At 46.1% G+C, this 22,744-nt stretch carries 22 protein-coding genes; 11 read left to right on the top strand and 11 right to left on the bottom strand.

Going from position 1 to position 22,744, the window contains the following annotated elements; translation table 11 throughout:
* Positions 1-163: 163 nt before the first annotated feature.
* The gene (locus tag AAKU61_RS01520) at positions 164-1,003 is read right to left on the bottom strand and encodes a PhzF family phenazine biosynthesis protein (RefSeq protein ID WP_354329014.1); all 840 of its coding nucleotides are present in this window, start codon (positions 1,001-1,003) and stop codon (positions 164-166) included.
* A 566-nt stretch (positions 1,004-1,569) separates the two neighbouring features.
* Between AAKU61_RS01520 and AAKU61_RS01515 the strand changes: the two genes are divergently transcribed.
* Entirely contained in the window at positions 1,570-2,952 is a 1,383-nt protein-coding gene (locus AAKU61_RS01515) for an MATE family efflux transporter (RefSeq protein WP_354329012.1), read from the top strand.
* 125 nt (positions 2,953-3,077) lie between these two features.
* On the opposite strand, the gene AAKU61_RS01510 is transcribed toward AAKU61_RS01515, so the two are convergent.
* On the bottom strand, positions 3,078-3,566 hold the full coding sequence (locus AAKU61_RS01510; RefSeq protein ID WP_354329010.1) for a nuclear transport factor 2 family protein: 489 nt from the start codon (positions 3,564-3,566) through the stop codon (positions 3,078-3,080).
* Between the two features lie 256 nt (positions 3,567-3,822).
* On the opposite strand from AAKU61_RS01510, the gene ychF reads away from it, so the two are divergent.
* Positions 3,823-4,914, top strand: coding sequence for a redox-regulated ATPase YchF (ychF, locus tag AAKU61_RS01505; protein ID WP_322121013.1), 1,092 nt, complete (start codon positions 3,823-3,825; stop codon positions 4,912-4,914).
* 228 nt (positions 4,915-5,142) lie between these two features.
* Here the strand turns inward: ychF and AAKU61_RS01500 are convergent, their stop codons facing one another.
* Positions 5,143-5,868 carry an SDR family NAD(P)-dependent oxidoreductase gene (locus AAKU61_RS01500; protein WP_354329008.1) on the bottom strand — a complete coding sequence of 242 codons (726 nt, stop codon included), beginning with the start codon at positions 5,866-5,868 and terminating at the stop codon, positions 5,143-5,145.
* A 352-nt stretch (positions 5,869-6,220) separates the two neighbouring features.
* On the opposite strand from AAKU61_RS01500, the gene AAKU61_RS01495 reads away from it, so the two are divergent.
* Positions 6,221-7,360, top strand: coding sequence for a phosphatase domain-containing putative toxin (locus AAKU61_RS01495; RefSeq protein ID WP_354329006.1), 1,140 nt, complete (start codon positions 6,221-6,223; stop codon positions 7,358-7,360).
* Positions 7,357-7,983 carry a CDP-alcohol phosphatidyltransferase family protein gene (locus AAKU61_RS01490; RefSeq protein ID WP_354329004.1) on the top strand — a complete coding sequence of 209 codons (627 nt, stop codon included), beginning with the start codon at positions 7,357-7,359 and terminating at the stop codon, positions 7,981-7,983. The genes AAKU61_RS01495 and AAKU61_RS01490 overlap by 4 nt, the downstream gene beginning before the upstream one ends.
* Here AAKU61_RS01490 and AAKU61_RS01485 read toward each other — a convergent pair.
* The 3 genes from AAKU61_RS01485 to AAKU61_RS01475 form a co-directional block, all read right to left on the bottom strand.
* The gene (locus tag AAKU61_RS01485) at positions 7,925-9,712 is read right to left on the bottom strand and encodes a bifunctional alpha/beta hydrolase/class I SAM-dependent methyltransferase (protein WP_354329002.1); all 1,788 of its coding nucleotides are present in this window, start codon (positions 9,710-9,712) and stop codon (positions 7,925-7,927) included. The genes AAKU61_RS01490 and AAKU61_RS01485 overlap by 59 nt on opposite strands.
* Before the next feature lie 18 nt (positions 9,713-9,730).
* Positions 9,731-10,636, bottom strand: coding sequence for a phosphatidate cytidylyltransferase (locus AAKU61_RS01480; RefSeq protein WP_354329000.1), 906 nt, complete (start codon positions 10,634-10,636; stop codon positions 9,731-9,733).
* 317 nt (positions 10,637-10,953) lie between these two features.
* Positions 10,954-11,604, bottom strand: a complete 651-nt coding sequence (locus AAKU61_RS01475) for a cysteine hydrolase family protein (RefSeq protein WP_354328998.1) — start codon at positions 11,602-11,604, stop codon at positions 10,954-10,956.
* Between the two features lie 170 nt (positions 11,605-11,774).
* Here AAKU61_RS01475 and AAKU61_RS01470 point away from each other — a divergent pair, with 170 nt between their 5' ends.
* The 3 genes from AAKU61_RS01470 to AAKU61_RS01460 all read left to right on the top strand — a co-directional run bounded on the left by AAKU61_RS01470 (position 11,775) and on the right by AAKU61_RS01460 (position 15,115).
* A complete protein-coding gene (locus AAKU61_RS01470) occupies positions 11,775-12,746 on the top strand; it encodes a GlxA family transcriptional regulator (RefSeq protein WP_354328996.1) in 972 nt (323 codons plus the stop codon).
* Between the two features lie 288 nt (positions 12,747-13,034).
* Complete coding sequence (locus tag AAKU61_RS01465) at positions 13,035-13,910, top strand: MOSC domain-containing protein (protein ID WP_354328994.1); 876 nt, start codon at positions 13,035-13,037, stop codon at positions 13,908-13,910.
* Positions 13,911-13,954: 44 nt separating this feature from the next.
* Complete coding sequence (locus tag AAKU61_RS01460; RefSeq protein ID WP_354328992.1) at positions 13,955-15,115, top strand: DUF484 family protein; 1,161 nt, start codon at positions 13,955-13,957, stop codon at positions 15,113-15,115.
* Between the two features lie 96 nt (positions 15,116-15,211).
* Here AAKU61_RS01460 and AAKU61_RS01455 read toward each other — a convergent pair whose 3' ends face one another.
* Genes AAKU61_RS01455 through rsmD form a run of 3 tightly spaced genes read right to left on the bottom strand, consistent with a single transcriptional unit; the run spans position 15,212 to position 16,774 of the window.
* Entirely contained in the window at positions 15,212-15,472 is a 261-nt protein-coding gene (locus AAKU61_RS01455) for a YfhL family 4Fe-4S dicluster ferredoxin (RefSeq protein WP_322121008.1), read from the bottom strand.
* 43 nt (positions 15,473-15,515) lie between these two features.
* Positions 15,516-16,061, bottom strand: coding sequence for a pantetheine-phosphate adenylyltransferase (coaD, locus tag AAKU61_RS01450; RefSeq protein WP_322121007.1), 546 nt, complete (start codon positions 16,059-16,061; stop codon positions 15,516-15,518).
* A gap of 44 nt (positions 16,062-16,105) precedes the next feature.
* Complete coding sequence (gene rsmD / locus AAKU61_RS01445) at positions 16,106-16,774, bottom strand: 16S rRNA (guanine(966)-N(2))-methyltransferase RsmD (protein WP_354328990.1); 669 nt, start codon at positions 16,772-16,774, stop codon at positions 16,106-16,108.
* A gap of 485 nt (positions 16,775-17,259) precedes the next feature.
* Between rsmD and ftsY the strand changes: the two genes are divergently transcribed.
* The 4 genes from ftsY (at position 17,260) to rpoH (ending at position 21,142) form a co-directional block, all read left to right on the top strand.
* A complete protein-coding gene (gene ftsY, locus AAKU61_RS01440; RefSeq protein ID WP_354328988.1) occupies positions 17,260-18,312 on the top strand; it encodes a signal recognition particle-docking protein FtsY in 1,053 nt (350 codons plus the stop codon).
* Positions 18,313-18,370: 58 nt separating this feature from the next.
* Positions 18,371-19,048 (top strand): cell division ATP-binding protein FtsE, encoded by a 678-nt coding sequence (locus AAKU61_RS01435; RefSeq protein WP_354328986.1) that lies wholly within the window; start codon positions 18,371-18,373, stop codon positions 19,046-19,048.
* A gap of 53 nt (positions 19,049-19,101) precedes the next feature.
* Entirely contained in the window at positions 19,102-20,016 is a 915-nt protein-coding gene (locus AAKU61_RS01430) for a cell division protein FtsX (protein WP_322121003.1), read from the top strand.
* A 229-nt stretch (positions 20,017-20,245) separates the two neighbouring features.
* Entirely contained in the window at positions 20,246-21,142 is an 897-nt protein-coding gene (gene rpoH / locus AAKU61_RS01425; protein WP_322121002.1) for an RNA polymerase sigma factor RpoH, read from the top strand.
* Between the two features lie 103 nt (positions 21,143-21,245).
* Here rpoH and AAKU61_RS01420 read toward each other — a convergent pair whose 3' ends face one another.
* A complete protein-coding gene (locus AAKU61_RS01420) occupies positions 21,246-21,827 on the bottom strand; it encodes an SCO family protein (RefSeq protein WP_503012566.1) in 582 nt (193 codons plus the stop codon).
* Positions 21,824-22,708, bottom strand: a complete 885-nt coding sequence (gene cyoE / locus AAKU61_RS01415; protein WP_322121000.1) for a heme o synthase — start codon at positions 22,706-22,708, stop codon at positions 21,824-21,826. The genes AAKU61_RS01420 and cyoE overlap by 4 nt, the downstream gene beginning before the upstream one ends.
* Positions 22,709-22,744: the final 36 nt, after the last annotated feature.

Raw genomic sequence — 22,744 nt, 5'->3', positions numbered from 1 at the left:
AACTGATATTTTATCAAGCTAGCATAAAACGCCACATAGCCCGATAGTCATACAGCCTAAGCAAATAACCGGAACACTCAAAATTGGTGCTATGTGGAAAGCTAACGGCTGCTGAGAGAGTAGTAATTAAGTAGGCAAAGGTAAAAATGCGTCCCCACCATCTCTACCAACTTAAGCTACCGCCACCGATCTGAATCACTCGGCCACCAACTTGAATATGCCCTTGATCAACTTTCAAGCTGAGTAAGCTGGGGCGGTTGATACTTCTGGCCTGGTGAATAATGACATCGAGCGGCTCGCTGCCATTGGTCGCTAACCACCATCCGCCAAGGTTGGCGCAAGCAGAACCGGTGCCCGGGTCTTCGTTGACACTGCTGTCACCTGTCATCCAAAAATACCTTGCCTCAAATCCTGCGCCGGTACTGGCAAACACATAGGTTTTGGCTTGTCCGTTCAAATTTTTACTAAACCTTGCCATTAGCGCTGCATCGGGGCGGCAAGCCTGTACGTATTCTGCGTTGGTCAGCGGAATCATTGGTTGCTCAGTGCCACAATCGACCCACACAACTGGGCCAGAAATCGCCTCGGCAGGTAAGTTCAACATTGCTGCCAGCTCGCTTGTGCTTGCTTGCATAGCCCGGTATTTGGGAGGATTGGCAGCTAGAGTCCAGCGGTCATTGTCTGCCCAAACCGGTATCAGGCCCGCCTGCATTTCTATTTTAAATTGCTTACCTGCGCCTAATAAATCACTGACTACCTGAGCAGACCCCAAGGTCGGATGTCCGGCAAACGCCATCTCATACGTGGGTGTAAATATCCGTATGCGTGCTGCAGCCTGGTCCGATGGCAATAGAAAAGTCGTTTCCGATAAATTGAATTGTCTGGCAATCAGCTGCATCTCTGCATCAGTCAGTGCGCTGCCATCTTCGATCACGGCAAGAGGATTGCCACCAAAGCTGGTCTCGGCAAAAACATTCAGTAAACGGTATTGAATCGTGGGCATAAGTGATTGAGATATTGGTGATCTGAGATTAAACAAAGAGTCTGAGTTTGCCATAAACATCGAGTTTGAGCCCGAGATTCAGTGCAAAAGTATGTCCGGGCTTCAGTCCCAGATTAACTATCTATACAGAAAGTCAGCAGTTAAACCATGATTCTGCAAAACTCATTATTTCTTATTGACCGTCGATCTAAATATTGACCATTTTTAATATACTCATATTGAGTATATTTAAATCGTCTAATTTTTTATAGGACAATACGGCATATTTCTATAAAGATAAGGGGAGTATGTTATTAATCCCGCGTCAGAAAAAGCGCATGACCGCTAGCGTTGAGGCTGTTATTTAACGTTTGGTATCAAGCTAAGATATTTCGCTAAGATACTTTTTCAGGGCTTACATAACATTATCCAGGCAAGGCGCGGCGATGAAGACCGTACTTCCTTAGTACTAACGAGAGCGACAACGCAGCTGGGGCGGCTTTGCATAAGTCCTCTTTTTATAAAAAATGAACTAAGATGCCACTCGCACTCTATTTTGCGACTCACACTCGCCTGCACTGCTGATTATGAAAACAAAAATCCTCACTGAATCCCGCGCCATGTGGCAACTCGCCTGGCCCGTCCTGATAGGTCAACTCGCTACTGTCGGCATGGGTGTCGCCGATGTGGCGATGACGGGGCATGCCAGTGCCAATGATCTGGCCGCTGTCGCGCTGGGTGCATCTTTGTGGGCGATGGTGCTGGTCACCGTGATGGGTGTGATGATGGCGATCAATGCGATTGTGGCGCATGAGGTCGGGGCTAATGCGCATCATAAAATCCCGCATATCGTCCGCCAGTCCTTGTGGATGGGCCTGGGCGTGGGTCTGGTGGGATATGTCTTGCTCAATCTGTCCACCGTGGTATTCGATCATATTTATCTGGAAGATAGCGTACGGGATAAAGCCGCGCAATTTGTGCATGTGATCAGTATTGGCTTGCCGCCTTTTGCCTGTTACCGCGCGCTCTATGGCTATACCGCCAGCCTGAACCAGACCAAGCCGGTGATGGTGATCGCGCTATTTGGATTGGCTTTTAATGTGTGTATTAACTGGTTGCTGATTTATGGCCATTGGGGCTTACCAAAATTGGGCGCAACAGGCTGTGCCGTAGCGACTGGCGTCGGTATGTGGCTGATGTTGGGAGCCATGGTCTTATGGATTAAAAAAGCACCGGCCTATCAATCAACTTACCCGTTCACACATAGAGAACCTGCACACTGGCCAGAGATACGCAAGATGCTGCGCATGGGCTTGCCCATCGGGGTGACCTATTTTGCGGAAGTCAGTGCATTTTGTGTGATCGGCTTACTGGTGGCACGCTTTGGTGTAGTCACGGTATCGGCACATCAAATTGCCTTAAATTTTTCGTCCTTAGTATTTATGGTGCCGCTGAGTTTTGGTATTGCCTCGGTAACACGTGTCGGTCAGGCGATGGGGGAAAATGACACGCAACGTGCCCGTTTTTCTTCTTGGGTAGGCGTAGGTTTATCGCTGGGATTTGCGGTGATATCGGCGTTGATGATCACCCTGTTCAGGCAAGAAATCGCAGCGGCGTACACCAGCGATGTCGCCGTCCAGCAGGTGACGGTCAAGCTATTGCTGCTGGCAGCGATCTTCCAGTTATCCGATGGTGCTCAGGTCGCCGCATCATCCGCAATACGAGGTTACAAAATCACCCGCACGCCGATGCTGATCCATCTGACAGCGTTCTGGGGTGTCTGTATTCCACTCGGTTGCATACTCGGTTTGGCACCTGAGTGGTTCCCGCTGCGGCCAGCAGAACCAATGGCTGCCAGCGGTTTCTGGATATCGCTAGTCGTTGGTTTAACGATTGCTGCCGTCTCGCTGGTAATCTATTTGCATCGCGTCTCGACTAGGTATTTGAAGAAAAATACTGCGCTCGCTTAATCAAAGCCACCAAATCAAAATCGCCGCTGTTTATTAAGTTAAGAACGTAAGTTGAAAACGTTAAACAGCGGCCATATCTCGTCTAATTAATTATTTAAATAAGCGCTAAACAAGACACGACAAACTTATTTTTTCAAAGCGCTATCCCAGTGTTCGGCAATTTTGCCGTCCTGAATACGGAACATGTCAAACCAGGTCGTGGTATATTTTTTGGTGGCATCTTTGGGATCGTCATACTGACGGACAAAACTAAGAACGACCATATCGCCATCGCCAACGATGGACACAAGCGGTGCTTTAATCTGCGCAGCAATCGGGGATGGTTTAGTAAATTTAGAGAAAAAATCGATAAACGCAGCGCGTCCTGAGTGCACATTCGGATTATGCTGAATATACGATTCGGTCAGATATTTGTCTGCCAAGTCCATATGTCCACCCTCAAATACCTCACGCCAGAAGTCATACACTAGGCGCTTATTTGCCGCAACCTGGGCGTCAGGGCTTGCCAGTAAGGCGACTTGATTTGGATTTGCTTGCACCGCAACCTGAGCCTGCGCTGACAACGGCAATGTAAAAGCACACGCCAAACCTAAAGTGATTAACAATTTAGTCAAAGGATTCTCCCTAAAATAATTGACGACCAGCATGATTGCTAGGCGCATCTAAAATATATGAGTTTAATTTCAAAAATACCAAGTAAATTGTAGCAATTTTTTTCGGGCGTCATAAAAACCCACGCCAAGCTGAAAGAATATCCGCTCACCAATTCAGACGAACTCCATCCTCAGCGTCAAAACCGCCTGAATAAGCCGATGTTCCGGTAAAATAGCGGGCTAATCTAATCACATCTCACCTCTTCGGTAAAATATCATGAGTCTCAAATGCGGCATCGTCGGCCTGCCTAACGTCGGCAAATCTACTCTTTTTAATGCACTGACCAAAGCAGGCATCCCGGCAGAAAACTATCCTTTCTGCACGATCGAACCCAACGTCGGCATGGTAGAGGTACCCGATCCGCGTCTGGCGCAATTAGCCGCCATCGTTAAACCAGAACGTATCCAAAACGCGATTGTTGAGTTTGTCGATATCGCTGGCCTGGTTGCCGGTGCCTCTAAAGGCGAAGGCTTGGGTAATCAGTTCCTCGCCCACATCCGCGAAACCGATGCTATCGTCAACGTCGTGCGCTGCTTTGTAGATGACAATGTGATCCACGTCGCAGGCAAGGTCAGCCCGCTAGACGATATCGAAGTCATCCAGACTGAATTGGCATTGGCCGATATGAGTTCGGTAGAAAAAGCCATCCACCGCGAAAACAAAAAAGCCCGCTCCGGCGACAAAGACGCCGCCAAACTGGTCGCTATATTAGAGCGCATCATGCCCGCGCTGAACGACGCCAAACCAGTGCGCGCATTAGGCCTAGATGCAGAAGAAATGCTGTTAATCAAGCCACTTTGCCTGATCACTGCTAAGCCAGCGATGTACGTCGCTAACGTATCCGATACCGGTTTTAAAGACAATCCCTTACTGGATCAACTGACTGCCTACGCCCAATCACAAAACGCACCTATCGTCGCCATTTGTGCATCGATCGAAGCAGAAATTGCCGATCTGGATGACGCCGATAAAACCGATTTCTTAAACGATATGGGGATGGAAGAACCGGGCCTGGATCGCCTGATCCGTGCCGCATTCAAATTGCTGGGTCTGCAAACTTATTTCACCGCTGGCGTCAAAGAAGTACGCGCCTGGACCATCCACGTCGGCGACACCGCACCACAAGCCGCAGGCGTGATCCACACCGATTTCGAACGCGGCTTTATCCGCGCACAAACTATTGCGTTTGATGACTTCATCAACTTTAAAGGTGAAGCTGGCGCAAAAGACGCAGGCAAGATGCGCGCTGAAGGTAAGGAATATGTGGTTAAGGATGGTGATGTGCTGAACTTCTTGTTTAACGTCTAAATTGCTATGCTTGTTTCAGGTGACTTCATGAAATTAAGATAAATCCAAAGAAATCTGAAAATCATAATGAAAGCCGCGATAATTCGCGGCTTTTTTATTGCATGATATTTCATATAATGTCATAAGCATCCACAAAAAGATCGAATACAAAAATGAGTAAAAATTTCAATTCAACAGTCTCGTGCTCCGAGGAATAACACCATTACTTTTCGTTGAGCGACCAAAAAACTATCGTCTTAAATTAAGCAGGCGTTTGGGTAAAAAATTACAAAACCTAATTAGCCAGCGCATTTGCCATGGGAATACACAGATCGCCCGGCGCAACTGTATTGCATTAACGATGCGCTCTACAGCTTGCTTTTCTGACAAAACAAATGGTTTTCTGCTTGCATCGCCATTATTTAATTCTCGCAATTTGGCTGTGTTCACATAGCCAGGGACGATTGCAGTAACTGCAATTGAAAATGGTGCTAATGCGATTCGATACGTATCGCAAAGACTTAATACAGACCGTTTGCTGGCGCTATACAAAGATGCCCCGGGATAGTCTTTTAATAGCCCGGCGACTGACGAAATACCGACCAAATGTCCAGATTGTTGTAATAACATTTTTTTTGCTGCTAGCTCAAATGCGTGACTTAAACCGGACACGTTTGTTTGCAACATTCTCAAGGTCGTAGCAGCATCCAATTCTTGATGTCTAGTGTTGAAATAAAATCCGGCCGCCACTATCAGCATATCCAGTCTGCCATCACCAAAATCATCGATTGCATTTTCAATCGCCACCATATCTGCAATATCCAACTGATAGCATTTCAGTTTTAAATACGAGGTCTGCTGTGTCATTTTGTCTAAATCACGTCCGCAGATGGCTACTTCATACCCCGTTTGCAGATAGTATTCTGCCAAAGCCCAACCGATACCACTGGTCGCACCGATAATCATTAGCTTCATGTCTTTTCCCGATATCTTTCGTCGAATCATTTAATTCATGCAATATTTATACTAATCATTGTGCGCTGATCGTTTTAATTTAGAACCCTTGGTCGATTGGCGTGTTGATTTAAATGTGATCGCATGAAAAGATAATTTTTTGAAAAATTTGTGACAGCCTTTTTGCCAGACACGAAATAGTTAATTGCTTAAAAAATTGCCCGTAAATGCATATTTAATGTATGACTCTATCGCCGTCTGCCCTAGTATTAGAATCAACGAACAACAATAAATCAAATAAGGTTTTCAATTGATAGCAACGCTAAAATCCGCAACACGGTCACAAAGATGGTGTCATTTTCTAGCGAATGCATTGGCATTTTTACTTTGCTATCAAGCTAGTAATTTTTATGCCTATCAAGAAAATATTTCCCGCAATATCAAAATTTCATTTGAGACAAACATTCCATTTTTGGAATGGATGATCATCCCTTATTTAAGTTCTGGTATATTTTTTCTATGGAGTTTTGTACAAGTAAAAACGATTGGTGAACTACGCTTATTAAGTCAACGTCTTCAACTCACTACTATATGTGCGACTTTTTTTTTCGTCTTTTACCCACTACGATTTGGCTTCACCAAACCCGAAATAACGTCGCCGCACTTCGCATTTTTATTCCATTTTTTGTCGCTCGTCGATAAACCTTACAATCAACTGCCGTCATTGCATGTTGCCTACTGTCTTATTTTTTGGCATTCGTTACAGAGCAGCTACAAATATACAGTTCATCAATTTTTGTTGGCAGCTTGTCTCTTCTTGGTAGCAGTTTCAACAGTTTTCATTTATCAACACCATATATTAGATTTGCTTGGCGGATTGTTCCTTGCGCTAATAGTGCTACGAGTAATAAAAGGAAATAGTGCCGAAACACCTGTTGCCTTTTATTATGCGATGGCAGCATGCATAGTATTTTTGATCGGAGTAGTGATCGGTCGCAACTGGATTGCGCTCTACCTATGTCTGAGTTTGCTTTTAGTTGGCACAGCCTATTTCCGCAGAAATCGTTTTTTCCTACGCAAAAAAAATGGGCGGCATCCATTGGTAACCTGGTTGCTGTACGCCCCTTACCTTATTGGTTACCGGCTTACTTGGTTGGCAGTACAGTATATTGAGCGAAAAAACCCCGCTTTTATTCAGTTCTCTGACCAGTTGTGGATTGGCCGTCGTTTAAATCAAAAGCAAGCCGACTTGTTACCAAATATTTTTAGTGTGGTAGATCTCTCTCCGGAACTAAGTGAAACGAATAGCTTGCGCCGGCTGAATTACTTACATTTTCCGTTATTGGATTTAATGATTCCTGAATCGAAAGTGATCGAAGACATCACTAAAATTATCAATAGCGAAATTGCGCAAGGTCACTCCGTTTACTTACATTGCGCTATGGGCTATAGCCGATGTATATTTTTGGCCAATAGTATGATCTCCGAGTCAAATCTAAAAAGGCAACAATGAAACTCTCGATTTATCAACTCAAGCCACAATTTCAACGCCTTCTCGCGCCATTTTTAAAAACTTTGATAAATCGACGTATCTCACCGAATCAAATAACTCTTTTGACAATGAGCCTATCCGTTTTGTTCGGTATGTCACTAGTAATTTTTCCAAATAATCCTGCTTTGTGGATTGCATTTCCCTTCTTTATGCTACTTCGTATGGCGCTTAACGCAATAGATGGAATGCTCGCAAACGTAAGCGGACAAAAAACTGCACTAGGTGCATTGCTAAACGAAATTTGCGATCAGGTTTCTGACGTAGCGCTGTATCTGCCGTTTGCTTTACTGTTTGGAATGTTTGCACCTTTGGTAATTTTAGTCGTCGTCGCCGCGTTGCTAACTGAATTCGCGGGCGTCATCGCGGTTCTCATAGGACAACCCCGTAGATTTGACGGGCCAATGGGGAAAAGCGATCGCGCATTTTGCTTTAGCTTAATTGCAGTTTTCATAGATATCAAACTAGCGCCAATCTGGATAAACAGTTTATTAAGTATCGTACTATTTTTGCTGATCGTGACAATTTTTAACCGTTTGCAACAGGCACTTCAACAACACCGTCAAACCGTGCAACTGATACCGTAAAAATTCCAGCAATACCGATTTGTGTTTGAATTTTTCGACAACCGATTCCCGCGACTAAGGAATCCATTTCAATCTGAGGACGTGGACGCATGATCCAAGGGGAGCCTTTATGATTTTTCAACGTTTTGGCAATCATCAATAATTGCGGATGCCAAGGCTGCCCGGTATAGATGACATGACCTCCAACTCTCAATTGTTTTTGGATGCCTTGCAAAGATTTTATGATCAATGCATTTTCACTGAACAGCTCATATAAACCTGAGATAATCACAATGTCATACTGCTCTTCCGGTGTTACATAACTATCAGGAGAAAATGCATCTCGACATTGGTATTCAATTGGTGTGTTTAATTGTAAATCGGTGGCCAGTTGCTTGGCATTTTCTAAATTTTCCGGCAAGAAATCACGTAAAGTGACTTCAATATTTCTACCTTGAAAACGCTTTATGGTTTCTAGTACATAACGGCCACTGCCAGCAGCAATATCAACAATACGTAAGGGTCTGTCTTTAGAGTGCTGATCAATTAAAGTCGACAATAACTGCTGCATATGTACTTTTCTTTGCCGGATACCGCGCCAGCCTATTGCATCTAAATATCCGCGATCGATAGACTTACCTAACAATAGCTTACCTTTCGCTTGGTTTCGGTATACGTAATCCAAAGATGCGCCTGAGTCAAAACCATGCTCTAACCCAATCTTCATCCCATCACTCAACGGCCCCATAAAACCCAACATGAAACGTTGAATATCATAAAAACCTCTGGAAAAAAAATTGCCTAACTTACCCCTTCGTAAAGCCTGATATTCTTGAGCACTTGCACTCAAAGTGTCAGCTCCAGCGTAGTGTCCAACCTGTACTGGGACACGAGCGAAACAATCATCAATAAATTGACGAGATGCATCAATTGCTTGTCGCACTTGCTGTTCGTAAAATATTGCATGGAAACAATCTTTGATGACCACATAACGTTTTAGTTGTGAGGACAAACGTTCAAAAAATTGCAGCTGCGGCGTCTGCTCTACCACATAGTCTTTATCAGCTACCAACATAAGTATTGGTACATCAATTGCTGTAGCACTAAGCACGATACGCTTTGCAGTATCGGCCAAGCCTAGTAAAACACGTGCTGATATAGTTTTTGCGATCAGTGGATCTTGATCATAGTTATCAGCCTGTTTTCGTGAGTGAGTAAGCATTGACGAGCGAATGTAACTTGTGACGAACAAATCTGGCCTGAAACAGGTAGCGAAACGCAAACCAGCTTTTGCAAAAGGTACGTACAGTTTGATTTTAAATGCGGCTGCGGCCATGATCACTCCGCGCACTCGAGGAGCATAGTCGTGCAACCAAGTAGCAGCAATTACGGCTCCTACGCTATTTGCTACGATTAACATGTTCTCTGGCGCTATCTGATAAGTTTCCTGGATATGCAAGATAAAAGCATTGAAATCTTGAACCAAGATTTCAAAGCTTGGTGCATCACCTCGTTCGCCAGGCGAATACCCATGGCCACGCGCATCCCAAGCAAAAGCCCAGTCTCGTTGGCAACCGAATTGCTCTACCAACTCCTTAATCCGCCCAGAATGCTCATGACCTCTATGCAAAAATATCAATGCCCTTTGCTCACCTTCTGTTCGTGTGATCTTAGGTTGCCAATAGCGATAAAAAATACGCGTTTGATCGACACTATTAAATCCTGACTCTTCATTGATCCAAGAGTACATAGACGTTATTGTCATTTTTTAAGATCCAGTATAAGAAATGTGATTTACAAAATAAAGTAAAGGAGCAGTAACGACCAAACTATCGACTCGGTCCAAAATTCCACCATGCCCAGGGATCAATTGTGAGAAATCTTTAATGCCAAGAAATCGTTTTGCTGCAGAAAACATAAGATCACCAGCGAATCCACCAATAGAGAGTAGCAACCCGACGACAAGCAGATACTCAACAGTTGCAAGATGTAAATAGCTTCCCAATAAAGCGGAAACAATCAAACTTACCATTACGCCTCCTGCTAATCCTTGCCATGTTTTATTTGGGCTGATGCGACTAGCGATTTTTTGCTTACCAAAACTTTTACCGATTACAAATTGAGCCACATCGTTAAGTGCGGTCATTGTTAACAAGTAGAATAACCATGTCAGATTGACACGCTCGTCAAAATGTAACTGCTGGAGACGAATCAGAAAGCTAACCCCATAACAATTAACCAAAAACATTAGTAACAATAATTGATTAGCCGTACGTCGAAACCAAAAAAATAAAAAATGAACCAAGAGCAGTATTGGTATTTGAAGAAATACGTTATCCGAAGAAAAGTAACTCGAACTAATTATTAAGGTAAAACCACCAACATAAGCAAACAAAAAATATTTTTTCTGCCCGTTATGATGAGAAATAAGTTCGCGAAACGCCAAGCAACAAATTACCAATATTAATAATAGAGGTGCATAAGGATAGAATAATAAACTTATGGAAATAACTGGAAAAATTCTCCACCATGAAAAGACTTGGTCGCGCAAATGACTGGCAGGAGATGATTGAGTTTTGAGTGCGATGCCTATAGAGCAGATACTCAATCCTAAATATAATAAAACCATAGCCTTCCATATTGAATGGCCGCCAATTAAACTTGTACCTAACATCTATATTTATTTTCCCTATGAGTTACTAAATATCAAGACTAAAAATTTCTCAACCCTTGTAAGAATTTCAAATGTTTAAAAATTAATAATTATATTATCTAAAATATATTTAGCCCAAGAGAATTTTTATTCTCTCGCAAGACAATAAAATTTGGTGGTTCTCTTTTGGCTTTAATGTAAGCACTATTCCAGCTATTCTCGCCCTCAGTGCTGAGAGCTCTAAAAAAGCGTTGCTTGTACAAACAAGTGACGCTTTTTTATTCACGTCATTCGCCTTACGTTAGCGCTTTATTAGCGCTTTGCAAGCCCGATACAACTCAAGCAGATGGATGCGCCCGCCCGGCCAAGTGCGACACCAACACGTTACTCTTCTCCAGCACACCGCCTACATTGATTACCTTGATCCATTCTGCAGTGCTGGTCACTGCGCCGAAGTTAGATTGGAATACGACATTGAAAGCGCGGTGGATTTCTTCTGCGCTGGCGTATCCTGCGCTGTTTTCGTAGGGTAAAGCGCCGGTCGCGTCGGACAAAATTTCGACTTGATAAGCATCATGTGCCGCTTGATAAATGGTGCTGGCATTGCAGTTGTGCGTCATGTAACCAACGATCGTCAGGGTATCAATTTGATTTTTTTCCAGCCATTGTTTGGCATCCGTACCGACAAAAATACTGGCCATGGACTTTTCGATCAAATGATCATGAGGGCGACTTTTGACCGTTGCATGTAACTCCCAATTGGCAGAGTCGCGCGCAAAGATGGGGGAGTTTTCGGGCGCGGAATGTTGTACTACCAAAATCGGGATACCTGCCGCCTTGGCTGCGTCCATCGCAAGACCAATATGATGCAGGGACATTTGCGGATCTGGATATTCGATCCGCATGTTGCCCGTAAAATATTCGTTCTGTACATCGATCACTATCAATGCGCGCTTCGGTGTGGTCGGAATGGATATGGGCGTAGTCATAATAAAGCTCTCCGGATAAAGTGATATGGCAAACAGCGATTGCGTTTGTGCTGTTATTTTCAGACATATCGTCCAGATTAAGAAGTGACCCGATTGCCAATATTCGATACAATCAGGCCATGCTTATTGAAACTCCGATTCAATCCCAGAATCAACTCCCCTCTAATACCGTGACGAATACTGTCACGGTGGTTGTACTGGCATTTGATGGCATTAGTCCGTTTCATTTATCAGTCCCTTGCCTTGTGTTCGGCGAGCAGCATGGCGAATTTAAATTACCTGCGTTTAAGCTGAAAGTGTGTGCCTTCGCGGCGAAGGCTGGCAAGCATGTGGTGACGACAAGTGCTGGTTTTTCGATCAACACGAATCATGGTTTATCTGCCTTAGCACGGGCGGATATGATAGTGATCCCGTCATGGCATACCGATTTGCGACCTGCACCGGCTGCACTGCTGAGTGTTTTGCGTAAAGCGCATCGGGCTGGTGTGCGGATTATTGGTTTATGTCTGGGTGCGTTTGTGGTGGCGGAAGCGGGCTTGCTTGATCAGAGGATGGCAACGACTCATTGGGCAGTTGCGAAAGAATTTTTACAGCGTTTTCCACAAGTACACCTCGATTCCAATGTCTTGTATGTTGACCATGGGGATGTGATTACTTCGGCGGGTACGGCGGCGGGGATTGATTGCTGCTTGCATGTGCTGCGCTCTCAGTATGGTGCGGAGATTGCAGCGCATGTCGCCCGGCGTCTTGTGGTGGCGCCACATCGTCAAGGCGGACAAGCGCAATATATTGAGCAACCTGTGCCTACTCTTGCCAGCGATGACCGTTTATCTAAAGTGCTGGAATGGATGCTACGACATCTTGCGGAGCCACAACATCTGGATCAGCTGGCAGAAAAAGCCTTGATGAGCCGACGCAGTTTTACGCGCCATTTCCAGCAGCTAACTGGGACCACCGTCGGTAAATGGCTGCTCAATCAGCGACTGGCACAGGCGCAACGTCAGCTAGAATCGAGTAAGCGCTCGATTGATGACATCGCGGTGGATACCGGCTTTGGCTCCGCGCTGTTATTGCGACGCTATTTTGCGAGGGAATTTAATCTCTCGCCATCGGCTTACCGGCAAGCGTTTCAAGGTAAGTAACGGGTTAATGTAGTAGCTTAATGTAGCGGGGTATGTGGCTGCTTACGTGGCTGCTCATGTAGCAGGCATTGCGATTGAATTTGTCCGTTCCTTTATCGCGATCAAAACCTATGATTAATAATACCCTCCCACAGTATTATTAATTGTCCAATCGTTACCTGGACAAAGCGGCATATTTTATAAAAATGAGGGGGAGTATATTAAATTTTCCTGTAAAACCTGATTATTCCGACGATGTATCTCCTTATAAATTTTGATATAAATTTTGACTTGTGAGTGTTAACCACCATGCCTACGATTACTGAATTGACGCTGTACCCGATTAAATCTTGCGCTGGTATCCGCTTACGGTCGGCGACGGTCAGCGAGTCTGGCTTATCACAGCAGATCGGCGCAAGCCTGATTCGTGATCGTGAGTGGATGGTGGTTGATCCGGCCGGGCTATTTTTAAGCCAGCGCAGCCACCCTCGCATGGCATTGATACGCCCAACGATAGAGGGCGATCATTTAATGCTGCTTGCGCCTGATATGCCAGCATTGCCAATGGCGCTTAGCCTGGCTGAGCTAGCACCAGCAGTATCTTGGCAAGTACAAGTCTGGGATGATCTGGTCGCTGCTTTTGATTGTGGCGATAAGGCTGCGGCCTGGTTGAGTCAGTTCTTGGGGACCGCTTGTCGCCTGGTGCGTTTTGATCCTACTGGCCGACGTTTAGCCAGCCAAAAATGGACCGGCGATCAGGAGGTCGGCACGCTGTTTTCAGATGGCTTTCCGCTGTTGCTGACCTCTACTGCATCGCTCGATGATCTGAACCAAAAGTTACTCTTGCAAGGTCGTGAGGCGATTCCTATGGATCGCTTCCGCCCGAATATCGTACTTGCTGAGATAGCCGCGTTTGAAGAGGACTATGCGAGTAGTTTGGATCTCACCAATCATGAGCGCCAGATCCAGCTCAAGCCGGTAAAGCCGTGCACTCGTTGCACAATCCCCGCCGTAGATCAAGCCACCGGAGAACCCGGACCTGATCCGGTGGATATTTTGCAAACCTATCGCGCCAATCCTCTGCTGGATGGCGGGATCACATTCGGGATGAACGTAATTGTGACAAAAGGTTGCGGTCAAACACTATATGTTGGTGATGCGTTAGATATTCAGATAGCATTCTAACTACCGAAAATATTGACCCAAGCTGCGCGCAAACGAAAGGCATTATGGAGAAAGTCGCCGTGTCATCTGCCGGACAATCCGATGTGATTGCCGATGTGTTTGCCGATGTGGTTAACCAGCTGCGTGCAGAGAATTTTGCCTTGCGTACTCAATTAGAAAACCTGTTAGAACAAGCGCACCGTAACCAAAATATTATGTCGCGGCATCAGAGCTTCGATTTAAAGCTGATCGGCGCCAGTAGCTTTCGTGAGTTAATCGAAAATATTTTTAGTGCATTGGCCAAGATGTCAGAACTGGATATTGTCACGCTAGGCTTGCTGGACTATCAAAAAAATCTGCAGCAGATCATGCTGGATCTGAAGATCACTTCTGAAGAATTCCCCTCCTTATTTTTTGTACAAAACGAGCTGGATTTGCGCATCCATGGCGAGCAATTGTTCAAACCAGTCTTAGGGATTTATGATCCGGCGACACACGGCAAGATGTTTTCAACCTGTGCGCGCAAACCCAAAAGCGTTGCGGTGGTGCCCTTAATACGGCAACAAAAATTATTAGGCTATCTGAATTTAGGTAGCTTTGAAGAAGCACGGTTTAGCCCTACCATGGCGACCGATTTTATCGAGCATCTGGCCTCCATCATTGCCATCTGTCTTGAGAACGTGATCAATAACGAACGGCTGACACACATAGGCTTAACCGATCCGCTCACCAATGTCAGCAACCGCCGCTATGTAGAACAGCGCATGCTGGAAGAAATCGGGCGCGCCCGTCGTCAGCAATACAGCATTGTCTGCATGTATCTGGATATCGATTTCTTTAAAAAAATTAATGACCGTTACGGCCACCAGGGGGGCGATGATGTCTTGATTGAAGTCAGTAACCGTATCAAGGCAGAACTGCGTCTGAGCGATACCATGGGGCGTTTTGGCGGGGAGGAATTTGTCGCGCTGCTAGTCAATGCCAGCGCGCAAGACGGCCTGATTGTGGCAGAACGGATACGCAAAAGTATTGCAGGTAAAACGTTTGCACTGACCGGTGCCATCGGTACTTGTCAGGCGACGATTTCTATCGGCGTGTCAACGTTGGCTGTCGCCAATAATGAAGGCAAGATTGAGAATGTTGCGCGTGATTTATTACAGGCAGCAGATCAGGCTTTATTCAGAGCGAAGAATCAAGGTCGTAACCGGGTGTGTCAGGCGGATTGATGTTGGGCGCGTGGTAAATGATTGCGAAGTGCTTGCCAGTTGCAAAGTGCTAGGCTTACTACAGTCACTAGCTTGATTAATTCGCGCCAGATAAACTTATGCAGGCTTAAGCCCTGCCTGAAGACGTTCATACTTGGCTTGCAATTGCTCTGGCGTTTCGCGCCAATCGGGATTAAACGGAATGCAGCTTACCGGACACACTTGCTGGCATTGTGGCTCGTTGTAATGCCCTACACATTCCGTACATTTATTCGGATCGATTTCATAAATCTCCGGCCCCATATAAATTGCATCATTGGGGCATTCGGGTTCACATACATCACAATTGATGCAATCGTCCGTAATCAGTAAGGCCATACTTTTACTATCTCCTGCTGCAAGGGCTTGCAGCATCTTGCGATTACACTGAAGTTTTTTTTGCTAACTCGGCTAATTCAGCCAGTTCGATTTGTGCCGCTTTTTCCGCCTGCTCAAGTACTTTAGTTTGCAGCCATTTATCCACCGACGGGAATACAAATTTCGACACATCCCCGCCCAGCATAGCGATCTCGCGCACGATGGTGCCGGAGATAAACTGGTATTGGTCTGATGGCGTCAAAAACAGGGTTTCAACATCCGGCAACAAATAGCGATTCATACCGGCCATTTGAAATTCATATTCAAAATCAGACACAGCCCGCAAGCCACGCACAATCACCCGGGCGTCGTTCTTGCGGACAAAATCTTTGAGTAAACCAGAAAAACTCTCCACCCGGACATTTGGGTAATGCCCCAGCACTTCGTTGGCGATCAGCAGACGCTCATCCAGCGAGAAAAAAGGCTTTTTGTTTTTGCTGTCAGCAACGCCAACAACCAGCGTCTCAAACAAACCGGAGGCGCGACGCACCAGATCTTCGTGACCTCGCGTGAGCGGATCAAAGGTTCCTGGATATACGGCTGTGACCATCTTTACTCCCTGATTTTGTGTCTATGCACCAATTTGAGAAGGCATTATGCCTGAATTTCGGGCATGTCATGTGTCAAGATGTTGCGTTGCAGTATGTGGAAATACACACTCCCTGCCTGATCTGCACGAATCAGTTTCCAATCAATCAACCATTCTGGATACGCCGGATCGGCAGGATCTTCTGGCAAGGCCGCTTCTGCTTCGACATATAACAAGCCACCAGCCGCCAACAACTTGGCGCACAGCGGCACGATCTTGGTTAAAAATCCTTGCGCAAAAGGCGGGTCGAGAAAAATCAAATCAAATTGTTGCTGGCGCGCTACCAGCGACTGCACCACCGTCAAGGCATCGCCACGAACTAAGGCAATTTGCTGCGCGCCCAGTTTTTGCTGGACTTGCTCTAGCTGCTTAAAAGCGGGCGTGTGGTATTCCACCATTGTGACTGCAGCTGCACCGCGACTGGCGGCTTCAAAACCCAGCGCGCCGCTGCCAGCAAACAAATCAAGACAGCGCACGGTTGGCCATCTGCCGTCCAGCAAATGTCCCAGCCAATTGAAAATAGTTTCTCTGACACGATCAGGAGTCGGGCGCAAACCCTCGGCATCAATCACGGGCAACAAAGTCCGCTTCCACTGGCCGCCAATAATACGTACCTGATGCGGAACGCGCTTGGGACCAGCGGGCGTGGTCGGTTTTTTAGGTTTAGCTTTCATGCACGAGAGTCAGGTTGCGCAGTTTTAAGCTGCTTGAAAAAGAAATCAATTTTATTCATGAATTACAAAACCTACTTAAAAATACAAACTATAACAATAGAAGAGAAATCAATATACTCCCCATTTTTTTATGGGAAACAGCTCTATTGTCCAGCGATTGCTTGGACAACTCAAATATACTAGCTACGAGTATCTATCCTACTAATGAAATGCAACCCACATTACGCACCGAGAAGAGCGTTACTACACCAAAAAACTAAGCTTATTTAGCGCTAAGGCTTAACAGCATAAGATAAGGTAAGGTAAGGTAAGGTAAGGTAAGGTAAGGTAAGGTAAGGTAAGCAAAACTCCCTCAAGATCGCCCAAGACCAGCCAATCGACAACAAATTAGCTCTGCGCACCACAAGGCTCGTCAATCTGGCAATAGGGCTCTGTTAGAATGGCTGCATTCTAACCTGTTCGTCTTCTGTCCTATTAAAACCTCGATGTTTAGCTTTTTCAAGAAAAAACCCAAAGAAGAACCTGCTTCGCTGCCAACCACAGTAGCGCTACCCAGCGCAGAAGCAGCCTCATCAACCGCGTCATTAACTGTGCCAGAATCTTTGGCCAGCAGCGATCAAGCCACAGAAGCTGTCAGTGAAAAACGCTCCTGGATCAGTCGTTTAAAAGCAGGACTGTCTAAAACATCGTCCAACCTGACCACGCTATTTGTCGGCGCAAAAATCGACGATGACTTATATGAAGAGTTAGAAACCGCACTACTGACCTCCGACGCCGGCGTAGAAGCAACGCAATTTTTGTTGGATGGTTTGAAGAAAAAGGTCAAGGAAGAAAAATTAACCGAGGCCGAGCAAGTCAGACTCGCCCTCAAGACCTTGCTTTTAGATTTGCTGACACCGCTGCAAAAACCTTTGGAGCTGGGTCGTCATCAACCCTTGGTGATGATGATTAGCGGCGTCAACGGCGCGGGTAAAACGACTACGATCGGCAAACTAGCAAAACATCTGCAGAAAAATCAACAGTCCGTATTACTCGCAGCGGGTGACACTTTCCGTGCAGCGGCACGTGAGCAACTGACGATTTGGGGCGAACGCAACAACGTCACTGTGATTTCGCAAGAATCTGGCGACCCGGCGGCCGTCGCCTTCGATGCAGTCGCATCCGCCCGTGCCAAAGGGATAGACGTTGTGATGGTGGATACAGCAGGTCGTTTACCGACCCAGTTGCACTTGATGGAGGAGCTGAAAAAAATCAAGCGCGTCATCGGCAAAGGCATGGATGGCGCACCGCAAGAAGTCTTATTGATCATTGATGGCAATACCGGACAAAATGCCTTAACTCAGGTAAAAGCATTTGATGATGCACTCACACTGACAGGCTTAGTGATTACCAAGCTCGATGGTACTGCCAAAGGTGGCGTATTAGCAGCGATTGCCAAAACCCGTCCGGTACCGGTTTATTTCATCGGCGTGGGCGAGCAGATTGAAGACTTGCAACCGTTTAATGCTCAGGAATTTGTGGATGCTCTGCTCAATTAATTTCACCAATTTGCATTGATTTGCATTGATTTATTTAGCCAGATCAAGGATGTTGCCGATGATAGAGTTTCAGCAAGTTTCTAAAGAATATTCACGCGACGCCGTCGCTTTGCGCAATATTTCGCTCACCATCAAACCCGGTGAATTGATTTTTTTAGCTGGCCCCTCAGGCGCGGGCAAATCAACGCTGTTGAAGATGATCGCAGGCATTGAACGCCCTAGCAGCGGCACCGTCAGCGTGAACGGACAAGACATCGGCAAGCTAAAGTCAGGCAGCATTCCTTATCTACGCCGCAAACTGGGTCTGATTTTGCAGGACAAAGGCTTGCTGTTAGACCGTAGCGTGCTGGCAAATGTCATGTTGCCGCTGATTGTCGTCAGCGCTTCTGCCAGCGAGGCAGAAACCCGTGCCCGCACTGCCCTGGAAAAAGTAGGCTTAGCAGATAAAGCGGATGCTATGCCCCTGGCCTTGTCAGGCGGCGAGCAACAACGGGTTGCCATTGCCCGCGCAATTGTCAATCGCCCGCAAATCATTCTGGCAGATGAACCTACCGCTTTTCTGGACAGAGACAATGCAAACAAAGTCATCAGTGCGCTCAAAGCCTTCCAGAGTGCCGGCGTGACTTGTATTATCTCTAGTCATGATGAACAGTTTTTAGATCAGGCCAGCCGAGTGATTTATTTAAATCATGGGCAATTGTGTGACTCCTGGCAATCATCCTCTATGGCGGCATAAACTGATCCAATCTCAAGAAACACCTCAAGTCTGAAGCAACAGGAAAAAATTATATGACCGTCTGGTTTCGTCAGCATTTGTTTGGCTTAAAAAGTGCGTTGGCTCATCTACGCGCCAGCCCTGGCAATTTCTTATTTAACGTTCTAGTGGTCGCGATTGCTTTGGCTTTGCCGATTGCCGGATTAACGCTGATCGAAAATATTCGCCCGATTTCAACTCAGCTCTCGATTGAGCCAGAGATCAGTGTATTTTTGACACCAGACACACCACGCGCCGACGCGATAGCATTAGCTCTGCCAATCAAAAAACTACTGAAAGATGCCAATGTCAGTGCCAAACTCACTTTTGTGACCAAGGACAAAGCATTAGCGGCAATGGAAGAAACCTCCAGCCTGGCAGAGGTTTTATCGACTTTGGGCGGCAATCCTCTGCCAGACGCCTATGTGTTATCACTATCCAACTCAGATGCTAACCGGGTAGAGTTTCTGACAGTACAGTTAAAAAGTCTGCCAGGAGTTGATGTGGTTCAAGTTGATTCAGCTTGGGTAAAACGGCTGGCAGCTTTAGTGCAAGTTTTGCAATTATCCTTACTATTTTTGGCGGTTACATTGAGCGTGGTGGTGATCGTGGTGATTTTTAACGCTACGCGTCTGCAAGTGATCTCCCATCAGGCTGAAATTGCAATAGCCCGTCTGCTTGGCGCGACCAATAGCTTTATTCACCGGCCCTATTACTACACAGGCGCGCTACTGGGATTGCTCGCTGGCTGCGCCGCATTGGCATTGATTGCAGTGTCTCTGCGTCCGCTGAATCAGGCAATTGCAGAATTCGCCAAACTCTACGCATCGGAATTCCACTTGGTGCCGCTAGGATTGTTGGCTAGCCTCGCCTTGTTAGCAACTAGTGTGGTGCTCGGGCTGTTTGGTGCTTTTCTATCGGTACGCCGACAACTCGCACGCGCTAGCTAAACCTTAATTCAACAAGACTTAAGCAAAACCGCTGCAACTTTTCTAAGTTTCCCTGCTCTAAATCAATATAGCTATTTCGTATAAGCAATCAAAAATCAATAGCGATCAATTAGCTTAAGCATATAAATTTGGAGTATTAGCACTCAATTCAAGAGAGTGCTAATATAAGGGCTTGAAATGTCTGATTTAGCCCAAAAGTCACGCTAAATAGACGGGATAAGGAGGAAGAATGAATCAATCATCGACATCTGTGATGCCAACTTCGGATAGCACAGCGCTTGCACTCGGTTTTACTGGCACGCTGGGCAATATCGACGCCTATATCTCGGCAGTCAACCGTCTGCCTATGCTGACGCATGAGCAAGAAATTGATCTTGCCAAACGTCTCACACAAAATAATGATCTGAGTGCCGCACAGCAACTGGTTATGTCGCACTTGCGTCTGGTAGTGTCTATCGCGCGCGGCTATTTAGGTTATGGTTTGCCGCATGCAGACTTGATCCAGGAAGGCAATATCGGCTTGATGAAAGCCGTTAAGCGCTTCGATCCAGATCAAGGTGTGCGCCTGGTGTCTTATGCGATGCATTGGATCAAGGCAGAAATGCATGAATACATCCTGAAAAACTGGCGCTTAGTCAAAGTAGCAACGACTAAAGCACAGCGCAAACTGTTTTTTAATCTGCGCAGCCATAAAGAGGGTTTGGATTCGATGTCGCCAAAACAGGTAGACGCTCTGGCAAAAATTCTGGACGTGAAGCGTGAAGAAGTCATCGAGATGGAAATGCGCTTGTCAGGCCGCGACATTGCTTTGGATGCACCAACCGATGACGAAGATGATAAATTTGCACCTATCGCGTACCTGAAAACGGAATCTGAAGAGCCGACTCGTGTACTAGAGTCACGTCAGCGGGATCGTTTGCAAAGCGAAGGCTTGGAAACAGCATTATCCAAACTAGATGCACGTTCACGTCACATCGTTGAATCTCGTTGGTTAAAAAACGATGACGGCTCAGGCGCAACTTTGCATGAATTAGCTAGCGAATACGGCGTATCAGCAGAACGTATTCGCCAGATTGAAAGTGCAGCATTGAAGAAAATGAAAGGCGCTTTAGCGAGCTTTGCTTAATTAGCTAACGGCACAGAAGGAACAGTAAAAAGGCGCTCAGTTCTGAACTGAGCGCCTTTTTTATTAACAGGACTTACGCAGCTGAGACAGTTTTGCGTAAGTCCTATTGAAGTAATATTTTCAAATCATGGACAATAGCATCGGTGCTTTGCCCATTGCGTACAAATAAACGAATCCGTCCTTCGGGGTCAAACACATACGTACCAGCAGTGTGATCCATGGTGTAAGAACTTGGCGTCGAACCCGGTGCTTTTTGATAAAACACTTTAAATTCTTTTGCTACTTTGGCAGTCGCAGCAGCATCGCCATACAAACCTAAAAACCGGGAATCAAAGTTAGGAACATAAGCAGCAAGCAAGGCTTGCGTGTCGCGTTCAGGGTCGATGGTAACAAACAAGACCTGCACCTTATCGGACGAACTTCCAAGCTGCTTCATGACCGTAGCCATCTCTGCCATCGTGGTAGGGCAAACATCGGGGCACTGGGTATAACCAAAAAATATTGCTACTGCTTTACCTTTAAAGTCAGCCAAAGTGCGGGCTTTGCCATTGTGATCTGTTAGCGCAAAATCTTTGGCGTAGTCTAATCCCGTCAAATCAGTGTTAATAAATTGAGGTGCAGGTTTATCGCAAGCAGACAAACACAACACCAATATAATTCCGATTAAACGCAGCATAGTAGTCATAATTTTATATAGTGATCGACCAATAAAGCCGCAAATAGCAACGATAAATATACGATCGAAAATGTAAAAGTTTTACGTGCTAACGCATCGTCATAGTGACGATAAATACGCCATGCGTACCATAAGAAAATGGCACCCAAAATCACTGCGCTGGCAAGATAGATAAGACCACTCATATGCACAGCGTAAGGCAACATCGTGGTAGCGAATAAAGCAATCGTATAAAGCCAGATATGGAAACGAGTAAATTCTAAACCATGCGTAATCGGCAACATCGGTAAACCTGATTTGGCGTAATCATCGCGACGGTACATCGCCAAAGCCCAGAAATGTGGTGGCGTCCAGACAAAGATAATCAATACCAGCAGCCATGCCTGCATAGGAACATCGTTAGCAATCGCAGCCCAGCCCAGCGCTGGCGGCATCGCACCGGATAATCCGCCAATCACGATATTTTGTGGCGTGGCTGGTTTCAGAATAATCGTATAAATCACGGCATAACCGACGAAGGTAATGAAGGTGAGCCACATCGTCAGCGGATTCACGAGTGCGTACAAAACCCACATACCGAGGCCGCCGATCACGCCAGAAAAAATCAAAATCTGCATCGGGCCGATTTCACCCTGTGCCGATGCGCGGCGAGCGGTACGCGCCATGCGAGAATCTATCTCACGTTCAACCAGACAATTAATGGCGAATGCAGCACCAGCCAACAACCAGATCCCGATCGTGGCCGCGACCACCAAGCGCCAGTCAGGCAAATCAGGCGTCGCCAGAAACATACCGATCACCGCACAAAACACGGCCAATTGCGTCACACGCGGCTTGGTCAAGGCCCAGTACTGGGCGTATCGGTTAGAGGGAATACTAAGTGACGTCATATTGAACTAAAGAGAGAGGACATACACGATGTCAGG

The organism is Undibacterium sp. GrIS 1.2, from assembly GCF_040544435.1.
Classification (GTDB): domain Bacteria; phylum Pseudomonadota; class Gammaproteobacteria; order Burkholderiales; family Burkholderiaceae_D; genus Undibacterium.
This window is presented reverse-complemented; position numbering and strand designations above follow the sequence as displayed.

What these genes read in the sequence shown, in the direction of transcription:
- AAKU61_RS01520 (WP_354329014.1), bottom strand. Translation starts at nt 1,003, where the DNA reads ATGCCCACGATTCAATACCGTTTACTGAATGTTTTTGCCGAGACCAGC.
- AAKU61_RS01515 (WP_354329012.1), top strand. Translation starts at nt 1,570, where the DNA reads ATGAAAACAAAAATCCTCACTGAATCCCGCGCCATGTGGCAACTCGCC.
- ychF (WP_322121013.1), top strand. Translation starts at nt 3,823, where the DNA reads ATGAGTCTCAAATGCGGCATCGTCGGCCTGCCTAACGTCGGCAAATCT.
- AAKU61_RS01500 (WP_354329008.1), bottom strand. Translation starts at nt 5,868, where the DNA reads ATGAAGCTAATGATTATCGGTGCGACCAGTGGTATCGGTTGGGCTTTG.
- AAKU61_RS01490 (WP_354329004.1), top strand. Translation starts at nt 7,357, where the DNA reads ATGAAACTCTCGATTTATCAACTCAAGCCACAATTTCAACGCCTTCTC.
- AAKU61_RS01485 (WP_354329002.1), bottom strand. Translation starts at nt 9,712, where the DNA reads ATGTACTCTTGGATCAATGAAGAGTCAGGATTTAATAGTGTCGATCAA.
- AAKU61_RS01480 (WP_354329000.1), bottom strand. Translation starts at nt 10,636, where the DNA reads ATGTTAGGTACAAGTTTAATTGGCGGCCATTCAATATGGAAGGCTATG.
- AAKU61_RS01475 (WP_354328998.1), bottom strand. Translation starts at nt 11,604, where the DNA reads ATGACTACGCCCATATCCATTCCGACCACACCGAAGCGCGCATTGATA.
- AAKU61_RS01465 (WP_354328994.1), top strand. Translation starts at nt 13,035, where the DNA reads ATGCCTACGATTACTGAATTGACGCTGTACCCGATTAAATCTTGCGCT.
- AAKU61_RS01460 (WP_354328992.1), top strand. Translation starts at nt 13,955, where the DNA reads ATGGAGAAAGTCGCCGTGTCATCTGCCGGACAATCCGATGTGATTGCC.
- AAKU61_RS01455 (WP_322121008.1), bottom strand. Translation starts at nt 15,472, where the DNA reads ATGGCCTTACTGATTACGGACGATTGCATCAATTGTGATGTATGTGAA.
- coaD (WP_322121007.1), bottom strand. Translation starts at nt 16,061, where the DNA reads ATGGTCACAGCCGTATATCCAGGAACCTTTGATCCGCTCACGCGAGGT.
- rsmD (WP_354328990.1), bottom strand. Translation starts at nt 16,774, where the DNA reads ATGAAAGCTAAACCTAAAAAACCGACCACGCCCGCTGGTCCCAAGCGC.
- ftsY (WP_354328988.1), top strand. Translation starts at nt 17,260, where the DNA reads ATGTTTAGCTTTTTCAAGAAAAAACCCAAAGAAGAACCTGCTTCGCTG.
- AAKU61_RS01435 (WP_354328986.1), top strand. Translation starts at nt 18,371, where the DNA reads ATGATAGAGTTTCAGCAAGTTTCTAAAGAATATTCACGCGACGCCGTC.
- AAKU61_RS01430 (WP_322121003.1), top strand. Translation starts at nt 19,102, where the DNA reads ATGACCGTCTGGTTTCGTCAGCATTTGTTTGGCTTAAAAAGTGCGTTG.
- rpoH (WP_322121002.1), top strand. Translation starts at nt 20,246, where the DNA reads ATGAATCAATCATCGACATCTGTGATGCCAACTTCGGATAGCACAGCG.
- AAKU61_RS01420 (WP_503012566.1), bottom strand. Translation starts at nt 21,827, where the DNA reads ATGACTACTATGCTGCGTTTAATCGGAATTATATTGGTGTTGTGTTTG.
- cyoE (WP_322121000.1), bottom strand. Translation starts at nt 22,708, where the DNA reads ATGACGTCACTTAGTATTCCCTCTAACCGATACGCCCAGTACTGGGCC.